This is a genomic window from Bacillus mycoides, assembly GCF_000832605.1.
GTDB classification, from domain to species: Bacteria; Bacillota; Bacilli; order Bacillales; family Bacillaceae_G; genus Bacillus_A; species Bacillus_A mycoides.
Map to the genome: position 1 here is coordinate 91,717 of NZ_CP009692.1, position 17,393 is coordinate 109,109.

Below are 17,393 nucleotides of genomic sequence, written 5' to 3' on the forward strand. Positions count from 1 at the left end.
AGGATTATTCCGGATATTAATTTAATTTTCTTTCAAATTAAATTATTCGAATATATCTTAACTTACGAATTTCGGAGGTAGTTTATCATGTTTTGGCTACAATTTCTTACGTTACTACTCTGCATTTTTATTGGTGCACGCTTAGGCGGAGTTGGTCTAGGAGTAATGGGTGGCGTTGGTATGGCAATACTTGTTTTCGTCTTCCACTTACAACCTACAGCTCCTCCTATTGATGTAATGCTTATGATTTTAGCAGTAATTACAGCTGCCGGTGCTTTGCAAGCTGCTGGAGGAATGGATTACCTTGTCTACCTTGCTGAGAAAGCATTACGAAAAAATCCAAAGCGTATTACATTTTTTGCTCCTATTGTTACTTATTTATTCACGCTATGCGCGGGAACTGGTCATGTCGCTTATTCTGTACTTCCCGTTATCGCCGAAGTATCTCGCGAATCAGGAATTAGACCTGAACGACCAATGTCAATTGCCGTTATCGCTTCCCAGCAGGCAATTACAGCTAGTCCAATATCGGCTGCAACAGTTGCACTTTTAGCAATGTTAGCCGACTATAAAATCACCTTGTTAGATATTTTAAAAGTCAGTATCCCTTCTACTTTTATTGCTTGTATGGTAGCTGCATTCGTTGCTAGTAAAATGGGAAAAGAATTAAATGAAGACCCTGAATACTTGAAGCGATTAAAAGAGGGAATGATCCCTAAACTTGAAGAGAAAAAAGAATTTGCGGGTGTAAAAGGCGCTAAATTATCAGTTATCCTTTTCCTAGTAGGAACTTTCCTTGTCGTACTTCTTGGTTCATTTGAAGCCCTTCGTCCGGGATGGATGGTTGACGGGAAGTTAGCTCGTCTTTCCATGCCAAACACAATTGAAATGGTCATGTTAACCATTGCTGCTCTCATTATTATTTTCTGTAAACCAAATGTGGAAAGCATTGTAACTGGTAACGTCTTTAAAGCAGGCGCAACAGCAGTTGTTGCTATTTTTGGTATCGCTTGGATGGGAGATACTTTCTTCAACGGAAACTTAAATATAATTCAAGGATCAATTCAACACTTAGTGACAAGTGCACCATGGCTATTTGCTATTGCACTATTCATTCTATCTATTTTACTGTATAGCCAAGCAGCAACAGTTCGTGCTTTAGTGCCACTCGGACTATCACTTGGTATTCCGCCGGCATTACTTATTGCGATGTTCCCTGCAGTAAATGGATATTTCTTCATTCCAAACTACGGGACAATCGTTGCTGCAATTAACTTTGACCGTACTGGTACAACAGGAATTGGTAAATATGTTTTAAATCATAGCTTTATGATTCCGGGCCTGATCGCAACCTTTACTTCTATCGGAATTGGAATGCTCTTAATTTCAATTATGTTTTAAATAAAGTGAAACTTTAATCAGTGGGGGGTTTTGTTCTTCCCCCACTGATTATTAGCCCGCACCAATCGGGCTTTTACGGGCAGTTGATCTCCCACCTAACCTCTTTGCTAAAGCCGAATTTTGAGGTGGGAGTTTTACTGCCCGGCGAATAGCGGGATAAAAGCACAAACCTACAATTTTAAAGGGTTTGTGCTTTTTTAATCAAACGTTTGTTTAAATAAATTGAAACTTTAATCAGTGGGTTTTGTTCATCCCCCACTGATTATTAGCCCGCACCAATCGGGCTTTTACCGGCGTAAGACTCCCACAAATAGCAGGATAAACGAAACAACTCATTTTGCGACTCTACAAACTCTTATTTACTTCCTCAACTAATTTCTTCGTACCTTCATACGCAGATTCCGCTAAGCTAATCGCTGAAATAACTGAAACACCATCCGCACCCGCTTCTATAACAGAAGCTGTATTTTCAATTGTAATCCCACCAATCCCAACGATCGGTATTGTAATCTCTTGTTCCCTAAAATACTTTAGACCTTCCGTTCCTTGAACCGCTTTTGTATCTTTTTTCGTACTCGTCGGGAAAATTGGACCGACTCCTAAATAATCAGCTCCATTTTCAATCGCCCAGCGTGCTTCTTCAATTGTATGTGTAGATACACCAACAATTTTATCACCCATTTTTTCACGAACAGAAGTAATTCCTTCATCATCTTGTCCAACATGCACGCCATCTGCATCTAACTCGAGGGCTAGTTCCACATCATCATTTACGATGAATGGTACACCGTACTCCTTGCAAAGCGCTTGTAGTTCTTTCGCAAAATCAATACGTTTCTCTCCCGTTAAAGCCCCTTCTCCCTTTTCACGAAGTTGAAAAATTGTTATACCACCTTCTAGTGCATCTCTCAATACTTGTAGTGGCTCCTTCGTACAATTGTTACTTCCCATAATAAAATATACTGGTAATAACCTAGACATTTCATCCATTGTAATGCGCGACATCTAGTTCCTCTCCTTACTGTATAACCTCAATCTTTCCATACTTCTCAATATCATCTGAAGTTGTATTCGCTAACTGATTTAAAAATTCAATTTGAAAGCTTCCTGGTCCATTCTCTACTGTTTTCGAAGCCGCTACTTCTGCTGCTACTCCATAGAATGTTAATGCGGCTACTGCTGCCTTTACATAATCCTTTTCTACCGCTACAAATGCTCCTATTACAGAAGTTAGTAAGCAACCTGTTCCAGTAACTTTCGTTAAAATAGGATGGCCATTTCGAATAAGAATAGTTCGCTCTCCATCTGTAACAACATCTTCTTGTCCAGTAATTATCGCAACTGTATTTAATTCATCCGCTGCCTGTTTTGCAATATTTACAACATTACCGTTTCCAGTACCAGCATCTACACCTTTAATTTCCCATTTCTCATTAATAACGTTAGCTATTTCAGCCGCATTTCCGCGGATAACAGCTAAATCGATTTCAGCTGGAATATATCTCGCAACTTCTGTTCGATAAGAAGTTGCTCCTGCCCCAACTGGATCAAACAATACTGGTACATCATTCTTATTTGCTGATTTACCAGCAAGTAACATCGCTTCTACCTCTTCAGGACGAAGTGTACCCATATTTAAAACAAGGGCTCCCGCAATGCTAGCCATTTCTGCTACTTCTTCTTTTGCATACGCCATTACAGGTGATGCTCCTAATGCTAACAAACCGTTTGCTGTAAAATTTGTTACAACAACATTTGTAATATTATGCACGAGTGGATTAGACTCTCTCACCAAATCCACTACTTTACTAATTTCTTTCATATTCATCCTTTTCATCTCCTAACTATAGTAATGGGAGATACACAAAAAGGCACTTTGCGCGTACGCAAAGTGCCTGAACATGTGCTTTTACACTCTCCCTACGCTGGCATTATCCAACAGGTTCAAATGGTCAATGACGGACTAGTCATACTCTCAGTTTGCATCCACAAACTCCCATGTGTTTATTATTCATCTACTTCAAAGTCTACTCTTATTCTAGTAAAATAACAAGTTCTTTACTTTTATAGAATGATAGAGATCAGAACTCTCCTGGTTCAACCATTCTTCGCCTTTATATAAGTAAAACTCTCACACGTATATTTCACCACCAATAACTCAAACCGTCAGCAAGACTGAATAGAACAAAGATGTATGCTATATTTAACGTATGGAAATTTGAAAGGATGTTTTTAAATATGGCAAAAAGTATTGTAATTGCTGAAAAACCTTCTGTTGCACGTGATATCGCACGTGTACTGAAATGTGATAAAAAAGGGAACGGCTATCTTGAAGGTAGTAAATATATTGTTACTTGGGCTTTAGGTCATCTCGTTACATTAGCTGATCCAGAAAGCTATGATGTGAAATATAAACAGTGGAATTTAGAAGATTTACCAATGCTACCGGAGCGTTTAAAACTAACCGTTATTAAACAAACAGGGAAACAGTTTAACGCTGTAAAAAGTCAGCTTCTTAGAAAAGATGTAAATGAAATCATTATAGCTACTGACGCCGGTCGTGAGGGCGAGTTGGTCGCACGCTGGATTATCGATAAAGTTAAAATGCAGAAACCGATTAAACGTCTATGGATTTCATCTGTTACCGATAAAGCAATTAAAGATGGCTTCGCAAATTTAAAACCAGGAAAAGCATATGACAATCTATACGCTTCAGCTGTCGCACGTTCAGAGGCTGACTGGTATATCGGACTTAATGCGACTCGAGCATTAACTACTCGCTTTAATGCCCAACTAAATTGTGGTCGTGTTCAAACACCTACTGTAGCCATGATTGCAAGCCGTGAAGATGAAATCAAACATTTCAAAGCTCAAACTTACTATGGTATCGAAGCTCAAACAGCTGAGAGATTAAAGCTAACTTGGCAAGATACAAAAGGAAATAGCCGTAGCTTTAATAAAGAAAAAACTGATGCAATCGTGAACAAAATTAGTAAACAAAATGCTACTGTTGTAGACATTGATAAAAAACAAAAGAAATCGTTCGCTCCTGGTCTTTACGATTTAACTGAGCTACAACGTGATGCGAATAAAATATTTGGTTACTCTGCGAAAGAAACATTAAACATTATGCAAAAATTATATGAACAGCATAAAGTTTTAACGTACCCTCGTACAGATTCACGCTATATTTCATCTGATATTGTCGGAACACTTCCAGAGCGTCTGAAGGCTTGCGGAGTTGGAGAATACCGTCCTTTAGCACATAAAGTATTGCAGAAACCTGTAAAATCTAATAAATCATTTGTTGATGATAGTAAAGTAAGTGATCATCACGCAATTATCCCAACAGAGAGCTATGTAAACTTCTCAGCTTTCACAGATAAAGAACGTAAAATTTATGACTTAGTTGTAAAACGTTTCTTAGCTGTTTTATTCCCGGCCTTTGAATATGAACAACTAACATTGCGCACGAAAATTGGTGACGAAACGTTCATCGCACGCGGAAAAACGATTTTACATGCTGGTTGGAAAGAGGTTTATGCAAATCGATTTGAAGATGATGATGCAAGCGATGATGTAAAAGAACAAATCTTACCTCGCATCGAAAAAGGCGATACATTAAACATAAAACTAATTGTCCAAACATCAGGTCAAACGAAAGCACCTGCACGTTTTAATGAAGCAACATTACTTTCAGCGATGGAAAACCCAACAAAATACATGGATACGCAAAACAAACAACTTGCTGACACGTTAAAGTCAACTGGTGGATTAGGTACTGTAGCTACACGAGCTGATATTATCGACAAGTTATTCAATTCGTTCTTGCTTGAAAAACGTGGTAAAGATATTCACATTACTTCAAAAGGCCGTCAGTTACTTGATTTAGTGCCAGAAGAACTGAAATCTCCTACACTAACTGGTGAATGGGAGCAAAAGTTAGAAGCTATCGCTAAAGGAAAATTAAAGAAAGAAGTATTCATTTCAGAAATGAAGAACTATACGAAAGAAATTGTTGCTGAAATTAAATCGAGTGATAAGAAATATAAACACGACAACATTTCAACGAAGTCTTGTCCAGACTGTGGTAAACCAATGTTAGAAGTAAACGGTAAAAAAGGTAAAATGCTTGTATGCCAAGATCGCGAATGTGGTCACCGTAAAAATGTATCCCGCACTACAAATGCACGCTGTCCTCAGTGTAAAAAGAAACTAGAACTTCGTGGTGAAGGAGCAGGCCAAATTTTCGCATGTAAATGTGGCTATCGTGAGAAACTTTCTACATTCCAAGAGAGACGTAAAAAAGAATCCGGCAGCAAAGCTGATAAACGCGACGTTCAAAAATATATGAAACAGCAGAACAAAGAGGAAGAACCATTAAACAATCCATTCGCAGAAGCATTAAAGAAATTAAAATTTGATTAAATAAAAAGGTTCCTACCTCTATCGGTAGGAACCTTTTTATTAATGAATGATTTTACTTCCTTTTGCATTCTCAACGAATTTTTCACTTGATTTGTTAATTGGTGTTTTCAGTAATAACGCAGCAACAATCATAACTACTACGAAAACACTTAACACAAGTAAATCTCTAGTTACTATATCCCAAAGCATTCCGCCAACTGTTTCACGAATTGCACTAATTGCATATGTGAATGGTAAGAACGGATAAATTGCTTGGAAGAACGGTGGTGTCATTTGAATTGGGAATGTTCCGCCTGATCCCGCTACTTGCAGTACAAGTAAAATAATCGCCATCGATTTCCCAACGTTTCCGAAAATAGAAACGAGTGAGTATACGATACAAACAAAGACTCCCCCAATAAATAAACTAAATAACACAAACCAGAACTTATCGACTACGTACGTACCGAGTAAGAATATATCTCCCATTGATACGATAAACGCTTGTGAAAGACCTATCGTTAAGAATGTTAATAAACGTCCGAAGTAAACTTCATGGCTCTTATAATTCGCGCCCTCTTCGTGTACTTCTACCGTTAATAATGAAACCATTAATAATGCGCCTACCCATAATGCAAGCACTGTATAGAATGGTGACATTGCTGAACCGTAGTTCGGCATTGCAAATAATTTATTCTCTTTTAAATTTACTGGATTTGCAAAGTAGTCACTTTGCTTTTCAACATCATTCTTTAATAAGCGTATGATGTCTTTTATATCCTCTTCAGATTCAAAATCACGAATTTTATCTGCTAATTCTTTAATCTTTTTCTCAGTCTCCGGCATTTCAGCTTTAATGTCTGCTAATTTCTTTCTACCGTCTACTAAGCCTTTTGATGAATCCTCTAGTAATTTTTTAACATCTGGAAGCTTTTTGTCTGCATCATTTAAAATTTGAGTTGTATTTTTCGACATCTCTTTTGTACGAGCAATTGCTGTATTAAAGTTAGGTACAATTTCTGAATCATACGTCGATAATACATCTGTTAATTGAGCTGATCCGCCCTTCGCAGCGTTGTTAATACTTTCAATTACATCTTTTGTAGGTTTTTGGCCATTGTTAAGAAGTGTAATCCCCTTATTCGTTGCCTCTACACCTTTTTGTAAGCTGCTTTTCGCTTTGTTTAATTTTGTAATTCCATTATTAAGGTTTTTATCACTATTTACATCCGCTAAAACCTTATTTGTACTTTCTAGAACTGGAATCATATCATCAATTAAACCGATTCCAGATTGGAATTGACCATTCAAACTTTTTAAGGCTTCCTTCGAACCTTCTAAACCGTTAACGCCTCTATTTTGTACATCCTCTAGTGCTTTTTGGAAACTAGATTTAGTACTTTCAAAACCATTTTTCGCTTTATCGTAATCTGCTTTCGCATTATCATATAATTCATTTGCATCAGCTTTAGCTTGATCTACTGTGCTAACTGCTTTTTTATAATCTGCTACAAATGTTTCATTATAATCTTTTTCAGCTTGATCAATTAACGCATTTGCTGCATCTAATTTTTGATTAGCTACATCTGTTACATCTTTCTTTACTTCTTGTCCTGTACCAATAGCATTTACAATATCTTTAATACCGTTATTTGCATTTTCCATACCGCCTTTAAGCTTCGTCAGACGATCCACTCGTCCTTGGAAAAAGCTTTTACCAAAATCAGTCGTTACTGATTTCTGAAGTTCGGTAAATACATTAATAAGATACGAAATACCCTCTGTACGAGATTGCAATTGATCTGATACCGTATTTAAATCTTTCTTTGCTTGTTCCGGATCAAATTTTCCATTTTGCAATCCATTTACAACACTTTTCCCATAAGCCGTTCCTGCACGGGATGAACTTAAAACATTATTTACTGTTTGATTAATATTTTGCGCTATACTTTTGTAACCATCATTGTTCAACTTAGAAAGATCCGGTCTCGCCGGGAATTCAGGTAATCCATTCATTCCAGAAAAATCAGGGATATTTAAATCTACACCCGGATTCATTAAAAAGTCAGTAAATGCAGCTGCGCTATCCATAACACCTTTTGCTACTACTAAATCATTTCTTATCGTTCCTGGAGCATTCTTTAATGTTTGATCTTGTCTTGCAAAGAACTTATCTAAATTTGTCAACGCTTCTTGCCCATCATTTATTACACTCTCTACAACAGGTAGATCTTTTTGTGCTACTTTCACGATATCTTCCGCTCGAGTTGCATCATCTAACGCCTTATCCATAAGTGTATTCATTTCTGGGAACTGCGCTTCTAACTTAAATACAAGATCTTTTACCTTCTCGATACTTGGTAAGTTAGTTTCTAAATCGATTCCAAGGTCATTGAAGATTTTAAAAATCTCACCGTTTGCTGTTTTAACAAAGTTTTTACTAACCTCTTCTGTAAGACCCGATGCACCTTTAGCTGTAATTTTCGGTGCAATCGCATTTACTTTTTCATTTACATAGTAATCAAGTTCTGGTTTCTGTGGATTTTCATTCAAGACCGTTGCAATCTTTTCAGAAAAATCTTTTGGAATAGTAATACTTGCGGAATAATCTCCACGCTCTACTCCATAAATTGCTTGCTTTTCATCAACAAACTTCCACCCGAAATTTTTGTCCTTCTTAAGTGAATCTACAATTTCTTTCCCGATGTTAATATCTTTCCCTCTTAAATTTGATCCAACATCTTGGTTAGAAACTGCAATCTGGATTCCTTTCGTATTTCCGTAAGGATCCCAAGAAGCTTTGATGTTAAACCATGCATATAACGATGGTAAAATCATTAACCCTAAAACAATAACAATTGCAGCCCAATGTTTGGCTACATTCCGTAAATCTGTCTTATAAATACGCCAAATCTGTTTCATATAAGCAATCACCTAATTATATATTTTTCTTTCTTTGGAAAATGATACATACATTTTGCAATTATATCACTTTCTACATCGTGGATTAAACGAAAACATACTATTTTTCCCATTAAATATTTCACTTACTTCATTATATAACGAAGTAAAAAAAGTATGCATACAAAATGACCAAATTAGTTTTACATTCAATAATAACAAATATATAGGAAATGTCATAAAAAATACAAGTATTTTCTCTTGGGAATACTTGTATTTATCAAAAAACCCTCCCAGCTTTTCATTATCTGTGAGGGTTTCTTCTATTATATATCTAATTGTACTTCTACACCGAAATGATCAGAAATTACATTTCGATTTGTTCCATTAAAAATGACTTTTGAAGAATTAACTGTTTTACTTTGATTGCTTAATATTAGGTCGATTCGTAAGTTTTGTTTATTTTCATCCCAACCAGCAATCTCTCCTTGGACAGTTGTTCCTTCATCCTTCTCTATCGCTAGTTCATATGTGTCATATAAACCTTTTTGCATCGTATACTCATAACCCTCTCCTTCCAAACGAGCATTGTTATTAAAATCACCCATTAAGAAGGAAAGTTCATTGCTATTTACACGCTCCATTAAACGATCAACTTGGTCTTTGAATGATTCTTCTTCATCATTCCACCAACCGAAATGGCAAGAATAAAACGTTATATTCTTATCATTATAAGCAATTGTTGCACTTACAATTTTGCGTGTTTTCCAATACGTTGTATCCTTATTTTCTGAGACAAAGAACGTATCTTCCTTTACAATGTTGTGCTTTGTTATAATTGCTAATCCTTCTTCGTACACATCATATCCAATATGAGAGAAATCCCAAATAATATTGTATTCTTTTACATTTAATGCTCTTAACTCTTCTAGCAGTAAAAGTCCAAAATTATCTTTTTTCTTGTTACCGCATACATTTTCAGCTTGTATAGACTGACTTACTTCTTGCAATGCGATCACATCATAATCTTCTTCTTGAATTGCTTTAGCAAGATACTTTATTTTTTCAATTTGATTCTCTTCTTGCCAAGAGTGACAATTTAAAGTTAGCAATTTCATATTATTACGCACCTAACATATCTTGAATATCTGACTTTAATACGTCAGCTTTCGGGCCATATACTGCTTGTACACCTTTATCTTTAACAATAAGTCCTAAAGCACCATTTTGTTTCCATTTTGCTTCTGGTGCAACGGCATCTAAATCTTTTACTGTTACACGTAAACGTGTCATACAAGCATCTACGTCAGCAATATTATCTTTTCCGCCCAATAAATCAATAACTTTTGTTGCTAATGAACCATCTTGTACATTTCCTGTTCCTTCTGTTGACTCATCTTCATTATCAATATAGTTTCCTGCACGCCCTGGCGTTGGTAAATTGAATTTTTTAATTAAGAAGTTGAATAACGTAAAGTTAAGGCCGAAGAACACTAATGAAACAATGACAAAGTTGATTAAATCTCTCGTTAAACCTGCATTGATCATCATTGGTGTACGTGTAATTAACTCAATAAATCCAAATGCATGAACACGTAAATTAATTAAATCCGCTAATGCGAATGCAAGTCCTGTTGTAATTGCATACACAACATATAATACTGGTGCAATAAACATGAACATGAATTCAATTGGTTCTGTTACACCTGTTAAGAATACTGCTAATGCAGCTGATAAGAACATTGGTTTATATTTTGCACGTTTTTCTTTATCAACATTACGGAACATCGCAAACGCAATCCCCATTAACGCTGCCGTTGAGCCGATAACTTGTCCAGCTTTGAAACGAGCTGGTACAACGTTATTTAATAAATCGTTATATGCTTTCGTATCTCCATTTGCTAATAAGTTATTTAAATCTGTAATCCATGCAAGCCATAACGGATCTTGTCCCGCTACAATTTGTCCAACCTTTGAGCCAGTTAACATCGTATATGTTCCGCCTAGCTCTGTGTAGTTCATCGGAATTGTTAACATATGATGTAATCCAAATGGTAATAATAAACGTTCTAACGTTCCATATACAAACGGTGCAATAACTGGTGCACTATCTTTAGATGCTGCAATCCAGCGACCAAATTCATTTAATCCACTTTGGATAAATGGCCATACAAGTGATAATACAATCGCAGTGACTGTAGACCAAACAATTACAACGAATGGTACGAATCGTTTTCCATTAAAGAATGCTAATGCCTGTGGCAGTTTATTATAATTGTAGTATTTGTTATATAAAGTAGCTCCTAAGAAACCTGTGATAATCCCTACGAAAACTCCCATGTTTAATGCTGGTGCACCAAGTACAGAAGTAAAGTAATCTTTTACAAGTAAATCTCCTGCTAAAAATGAAGAAACTGTCGCTTTTGAATCCGTTAACATTTGAGCGTTTACGCCAAATATAGCTCCTGTAATTCTGTTTGTTAAAACGAATGCTAATAGTGCTGCAAATGCACCACCTGCTCGATCCTTCGCCCAAGATCCCCCAATTGCTACTGCGAATAAGATGTGTAGATTTGTAATAATTGCCCAACCGATGTCTTCCATTACTCGAGCAATGGTATGAACTGCGTTAACATCCCCAGCAGACATCCCAATTAACTTACCGATGGAAATCATTAAACCAGCTGCTGGCATTACAGCTACAACAACTAGTAACGCTTTCCCGAACTTTTGCCAAAAATCAAAAGACGTAATTTTCATCTGTTTTTCCTCCCCTTTATTTATAACAACATAATGATTTAAATTATAATTTCTGTTTCTCTTATGAAAACGATTCCTTATGTTTCTTTTTCCTCTTTACGCAACCGTTTTCATAAATCTATTTTAATAAAAGCGTTTTCACATTGCAATAGAAATTTATTTTTTTTCATAAAAAAAGATGCTCAAGGAGCATCCTTTTTTATTATAAAATGCGATAAACCCTTGTTTCATAAGGTTTTAACGTGATTGTAGTTACTTTTTCATGTTCCGCAACTTCATAGTTATTTAAAAGCAAACGTTTGCGTTCTAGTGCGAATAAAGGCTCATTATACACAACTTCCTCTTTTGAGATATTACTAATTACAATGACTTTTTCATCCTGTAACGTACGTGTATATGCATAAATTTGTGGATCGTCTTCTAAAAGTAAATCATACGTACCGTAGTTCAGTACATCGTGCTCTTTTTTCAAGGCAATCATTTTCTTATAGAAATTGAAAATAGACTTCTCTTCATTTTTTTGCTTTTCAACATTAATTTCTTTGTAATTTGGATTCATGCCAAACCAAGGTGCATTTGTTGTAAAACCAGCATTCATCTCATCGTTCCACTGCATAGGTGTACGTGAATTATCGCGGCAAGAAGCCCATATAATTTCCATCATATCTTGATGCGATACTCCTTCTGCAATTTTCTCACGATATAAATTTTTAACTGCTACATCATCGTAATCTTCAATATTTGGGAACTGAACATTTGTCATACCAATTTCTTGTCCTTGATAAATAAACGGTGTGCCGTGCATAAAGAAATACATCGCACCTAAAGCCGTTGCACTTTCACGCCAATATTCTTTATCATTTCCCCAAGTAGACACAATACGTGGCTTATCATGATTTTCAATGTATAAAGCATTCCATCCCTTATTTTCTAAACCTTTTTGCCACTTTGTTAATACTTTTTTCAACTCAACAACATCAAGATCTTTCTTCTTTTCTGCATCCCATAAGCTTAAATGCTCAAATTGGAATACCATATTGAATTTACCATTCTCTTCTCCAACCCAAAGATCAGCATCTTCAACTTTCACACCATTTGCTTCTCCAACAGTCATAATATCGTATTTAGCAAATGTGTTTTCTTTTAATTCTTCTAGTAATGGCTGAATACCATTTACATTCATATGTTTGTCAAAAGAAGGCACATACTTTAACCCTTTTGGGTTTGGCATATCCTTGAGGCCATCTTCTTTTTTTATATGACTAATCGCATCGACGCGGAAACCATCAATACCTTTATCAAGCCACCAATTAACAGTATCATATAAAACTTCACGAACTTCTTTATTCTCCCAGTTCAAATCTGGTTGTTTACGCGAGAATAAATGTAAATAATATTGCTCTGTCACTTCATCATATTCCCATGCAGAACCATTAAAGATACTTTCCCAATTGTTTGGTTCCGCGCCGTCTTTACCATCCTGCCAAATATACCAATCACGCTTCGGATTGTCTTTAGAAGAACTTGATTCAATAAACCATGGATGTTCATCACTTGTATGATTAATAACTAAATCAATAATAAGCTTCATGTCACGCTTATGAACTTCATCTAGTAGCATATCAAAATCTTCCATCGTACCAAATTCATCCATAATATCTTGATAGTCACTAATATCATAACCATTATCGTCATTAGGTGATTTATACATTGGACAAATCCAAATTACATCTATACCTAAATCTTTTAAATAATCCAGCTTTGCAATAATACCTTGTAAATCTCCAATACCATCACCATTTGAATCCATAAAGCTACGTGGATAAATTTGATAAGCGACAGCTTCTTTCCACCATGTCTTATTCATACTAATTCTCTCCTTTTGCATCCCATCGGATTTTTTATGCAAACGTTTTCGTAACACTATCATAACAAAATATGAATAGTTTGCAACTGTTTTCATTGAACTCTATGTAGTTTCCTTATTCTTATGCCTTATTTATTTCTCACAAAGATAAAGTGAAACTTTAATCGTTAAGGAGGTGTCCATTCCCCGCTGATTATTAGCCCTTACCAATCGAGCTTTTACGAGCAGCTCTATCTTCTTTGTTTCAGCCGGATTGTCTTACTGCTCGCAAATAACGGGATAAATCTAACCCTTCTCTTCTTCTCGTCCATGCGTGTTAAATACACTCTTCATATACTAATACAAGCTCATATTATTTCAGAAAGGAGATATAAATTGAAACAAACAAAATTAACTGGTCGTATCGTCGTTCCCTCGGATCCTGGGTATGACATAGCCCGAATAAATTTAAATTTAAGCATTCCAAAATTTCCTTGTATTATTGTTTTTTGTCAAAATAAAAATGATGTGTGTAACGCCTTAAAATGGGCACGTGAGCGTCATATACCATTTCGCTTAAGAAGTGGACGACATAGCTACGAAAATTCCTCTCTTTTAAATGGCGGGCTTATTATTGATGTGAGTGAAATGAAGCAAATTACGGTTAGTACAGGAAAATTAACAGCAACAATTGAAGCGGGTGCAAATCTTGGCACTGTGTATAAAGAACTTTGGAAATATGGTGTTACAATACCAGCTGGCACAAGTGCAAGTGTCGGAATTGTGGGGCTAACACTCGGCGGTGGCATTGGCATGCTTTCACGCTTATTTGGACTAACATGTGATCAATTAGTAGAAGTCGAAATGGTACAAGCGTGCGGGAAATTTGGTGCAAAAATCATTCGTGTAAATGAACAAAAAAACCCTAACCTATTTTGGGCATGCCGTGGCGGTGGCGGTGGAAATTTCGGAATTGTTACTTCCTTAACCTTTCGAGTCCACCCTATTAAAAACGTATCAATTTTCTCACTTACATGGGAATGGAAAGACTTTATTGCTGCATTTCAAGCTTGGCAAAACTGGGCACCTTATATAGATGAACGCCTCACTTCATCAATTGAATTATTCTCTAAACAACGAAATAAAATCGAGGTGAAAGGTGAATTTGTCGGCTCTCCTTCTGAACTCTATCATCTATTATCTCCTCTTCTTGAAACTGGTAATCCTTCTCTCTTTATAGATGAAGTCCCGTATATAAAGGCTGTTCAATTCTTTAATAGCGGAAATATTCCTGAAAAATTCAAACGCTCTGGTTCCTACGTATATAAACCTATCCCTCTTAAAGGTATTCAAATCTTACAATATTTTCTTTCTCATGCACCAAATAAAGATGTGAGTATTTGGCACCAATCACTCGTAGGTGCTGTAGAAAACATTTCGCCTAATGAAACAGCTTATTTCCACCGCAAGGCAATTATTGCTCAAGAATATATTACTTCTTGGAAATGCAACGATGAAGAAAATCGAAATATACGCTGGGTTAAAGATTTACGGGAAAGCTTAGATCCTTACACACTAGGAGACTATGTCAATTGGCCCGATATCGACATAAAAAATTGGCAAACTAGTTATTATGGCTCTAATTTTCAAAGGTTGCGTAAAGTGAAGACAGCATATGACCCTTGTAATGTTTTTCGTTTTCAACAAAGCATTCCTCCTTTCCATACGTAAAAAGGAAGAACAGAATTCTGTTCTTCCTTTTTACATTGAAAATCGTTCAATGGTTTGTTTCAAGTCCGCTGCTTGCTTCTCTAAATCCTTTAATAATTGATCGATTACTACCATATTTTTAGATTGTTGCAACGTCACACGTGCCACTTCTTGTGAACCAGCTGATGTTTCCTCAGCAATTGCTGCTACAGCCTTCGTCTGTGCTCCTGTTTGATGAATGTGACTCACTTGCTCGTTCATATAGCTACTAATTTGCTTAGTTGCATCGGCAACTTCCATAATGCTTGATGACATTTCTTTTAAAATTAATTCAGTAGCTTCTCCTCGTTTTGCCTCTTCTTTAGCTGTTTTCACTTGCTCCGTCATTTTCAATGCGACTTGTTGCACTTCCTCTTGCATATTTCGTAATAACTGCGATATATTTCTTGCAGAATGATCGCTTTCATCAGCAAGTTTACGTACTTCTTCAGCTACAACTGCAAAGCCCCTTCCATGCTCTCCAGCACGAGCTGCCTCAATAGAAGCATTTAATGCTAATAAATTCGTTTGACTAGCAATCTCACTCACAACAGAAACAATATGTTCTACTTGTTTCATTCGTTCTTCTAACTTCTGTACATTTTGCATCGAATCTTCATTCTCTTTTGCCAATGTTTGAATGCCTTGAATTAAAGAAGTAAAGACACGTGTACTTTGTCCTAAAGCTTGAACCATTTCTAAAGACAATTCGTCGGACTTTTTTGCTTTTTCTTCTACTTCACTCGCAATAGAGGTTGTTGTATCGACAGTTGAAACAATCGCCTGAATGGAAGCTGCTGATTGCTCGGCGCCAGAAGAAATCTCTGCAAGAGTTTCAGACACACCGCGTGCTTGCTTTGTCGCTTCCCCTGTTTGTCTTCTAATTTGCTGAACTTGATTATTTGTATACGAAAATGTAGTATCAATATTTTTTACCATACCTCTTAAGTTCTCGAGCATCATATTAAATGCAACACTTAAAGATTTAATCTCATCATCTACTTTTGGCAACGGGACATCTTCACGAATATCACCATCAGCCGCTTTCCTTGCTGCTTCTTCCAACTTTCGAAGTGGTTTAATTAAAAATATTGCTGCCCCATACGCTAAAATTCCAGACCATACTACACCTAATAACATAACGATAATATTATAAACAGTTTGACTTACATAACTTTGAAAATAATCATATATAACGTAAATAAAAAATAAACTTGTTGAATATGTAATTAAAGCTAAAACTGTAGTGAATAGCATAAGTTGTGTACGTAAGCCAAAGGAAAATGTCTTCCTTTCTTTTTCCATCTCTTCTTTCCCCCTTCTTATAAGCAATATAAGTGCTACCTATATATTATTATCCATATTTTCGTTATAGAAAGATATAGAGATTTTAAAAATCATAATTCCCTTGAATATCAAATCCCGTCAAAAAAATAAAGGATTCTGACAATTTATGACTAATAACAGAAATAAGGGGCAACATTTGTAAAATATATTTTTGACTGGGGGTTTTGTATGATTCAAGTTCGAAATCTAGTAAAATCATTTGGCTCACTTGATGTTTTAAAAGGAATTGATTTAGAAGTAAAAGAAAAAGAAGTTGTTGTTTTAATCGGTGCCAGTGGTTCCGGCAAAAGTACATTACTTCGCTGTCTTAACTTTTTAGAAATGTACGATGAAGGTGAAATTCACTTACAAGGTGAACGAATTGATCCGAAGCATTCAAATTTAAACAAAGTCCGTGAAAATGTCGGTATGGTTTTTCAACACTTTAACCTCTTTCCTCATATGACCTCACTAGAAAACATCATAGAAGCACCTATTCACGTAAAAAAATTGGAGACAGCAGACGCGAAGGATGTTGGGAATCAACTCCTACAAAAAGTCGGCCTACAAGATAAGGCGGATGTAACTCCTCACCTACTTTCAGGTGGTCAAAAACAACGCGTTGCGATTGCACGAGCTCTTGCTATGAACCCTAAAATTATGCTATTTGATGAACCTACCTCAGCCTTAGACCCTGAACTTGTTGGAGAAGTATTGCAAGTTATGAAAGAACTTGCTGAAGAAGGAATGACCATGATTATTGTTACTCATGAAATGAATTTCGCAAGAGATGTAGCTGATCGCGTCATATTTATGGATGACGGAAAGATTGTAGAGGACGCTCCGCCAGCACAATTCTTTTCAGCTCCATCACATGAACGAGCAAAACAATTTTTACGCAACGTTTTATAATGTAACTTCTGTTTCAAATGAAAAGAAATACATCCATACGGTGCACAACTAATTGTCCAAATAAAATATCTCAGTAACATACTTAAAACCA

Annotated in this window: 11 protein-coding genes and 1 riboswitch; of the genes, 4 read left to right on the forward strand and 7 right to left on the reverse strand. The window is 36.1% G+C overall.

Translation table 11 applies throughout. From position 1 onward, the window contains the following. Positions 1-87 precede the first annotated feature (87 nt). Positions 88-1,401 (forward strand): anaerobic C4-dicarboxylate transporter family protein, encoded by a 1,314-nt coding sequence (locus BG05_RS02355; RefSeq protein ID WP_002029556.1) that lies wholly within the window; start codon positions 88-90, stop codon positions 1,399-1,401. Positions 1,402-1,746: 345 nt separating this feature from the next. Here the strand turns inward: BG05_RS02355 and thiE are convergent, their stop codons facing one another. Both thiE and thiM read right to left on the reverse strand, forming a co-directional pair. Then, complete coding sequence (gene thiE, locus BG05_RS02360) at positions 1,747-2,406, reverse strand: thiamine phosphate synthase (RefSeq protein ID WP_002124975.1); 660 nt, start codon at positions 2,404-2,406, stop codon at positions 1,747-1,749. Between the two features lie 13 nt (positions 2,407-2,419). After that, positions 2,420-3,229, reverse strand: coding sequence for a hydroxyethylthiazole kinase (gene thiM, locus BG05_RS02365; protein WP_002091241.1), 810 nt, complete (start codon positions 3,227-3,229; stop codon positions 2,420-2,422). 72 nt (positions 3,230-3,301) lie between these two features. Beyond that, positions 3,302-3,411, reverse strand: a riboswitch (TPP riboswitch). A gap of 228 nt (positions 3,412-3,639) precedes the next feature. Between thiM and topB the strand changes: the two genes are divergently transcribed. Next, positions 3,640-5,829 (forward strand): DNA topoisomerase III, encoded by a 2,190-nt coding sequence (topB, locus tag BG05_RS02370; protein ID WP_002140241.1) that lies wholly within the window; start codon positions 3,640-3,642, stop codon positions 5,827-5,829. Between the two features lie 39 nt (positions 5,830-5,868). On the opposite strand, the gene BG05_RS02375 is transcribed toward topB, so the two are convergent. From BG05_RS02375 to BG05_RS02390, 4 genes are all read right to left on the reverse strand, one after another. Continuing rightward, a complete protein-coding gene (locus tag BG05_RS02375) occupies positions 5,869-8,730 on the reverse strand; it encodes a YhgE/Pip domain-containing protein (protein WP_016126510.1) in 2,862 nt (953 codons plus the stop codon). Between the two features lie 305 nt (positions 8,731-9,035). After that, positions 9,036-9,827, reverse strand: a complete 792-nt coding sequence (locus tag BG05_RS02380) for an endonuclease/exonuclease/phosphatase family protein (protein ID WP_003187052.1) — start codon at positions 9,825-9,827, stop codon at positions 9,036-9,038. A gap of 4 nt (positions 9,828-9,831) precedes the next feature. Next, positions 9,832-11,469 (reverse strand): PTS transporter subunit IIBC, encoded by a 1,638-nt coding sequence (locus tag BG05_RS02385; RefSeq protein ID WP_002016687.1) that lies wholly within the window; start codon positions 11,467-11,469, stop codon positions 9,832-9,834. 202 nt (positions 11,470-11,671) lie between these two features. After that, positions 11,672-13,336: a glycoside hydrolase family 13 protein gene (locus BG05_RS02390; protein ID WP_002186833.1), complete on the reverse strand. Its 1,665-nt coding sequence runs from the start codon at positions 13,334-13,336 to the stop codon at positions 11,672-11,674. A 375-nt stretch (positions 13,337-13,711) separates the two neighbouring features. On the opposite strand from BG05_RS02390, the gene BG05_RS02395 reads away from it, so the two are divergent. After that, entirely contained in the window at positions 13,712-15,046 is a 1,335-nt protein-coding gene (locus tag BG05_RS02395) for an FAD-binding oxidoreductase (RefSeq protein WP_033733717.1), read from the forward strand. 30 nt (positions 15,047-15,076) lie between these two features. Here BG05_RS02395 and BG05_RS02400 read toward each other — a convergent pair whose 3' ends face one another. Then, the gene (locus BG05_RS02400; RefSeq protein ID WP_016126508.1) at positions 15,077-16,369 is read right to left on the reverse strand and encodes a methyl-accepting chemotaxis protein; all 1,293 of its coding nucleotides are present in this window, start codon (positions 16,367-16,369) and stop codon (positions 15,077-15,079) included. Positions 16,370-16,579: 210 nt separating this feature from the next. Between BG05_RS02400 and BG05_RS02405 the strand changes: the two genes are divergently transcribed. Beyond that, positions 16,580-17,302, forward strand: coding sequence for an amino acid ABC transporter ATP-binding protein (locus tag BG05_RS02405; RefSeq protein WP_002029539.1), 723 nt, complete (start codon positions 16,580-16,582; stop codon positions 17,300-17,302). The last annotated feature ends 91 nt before the right edge of the window (positions 17,303-17,393 follow it).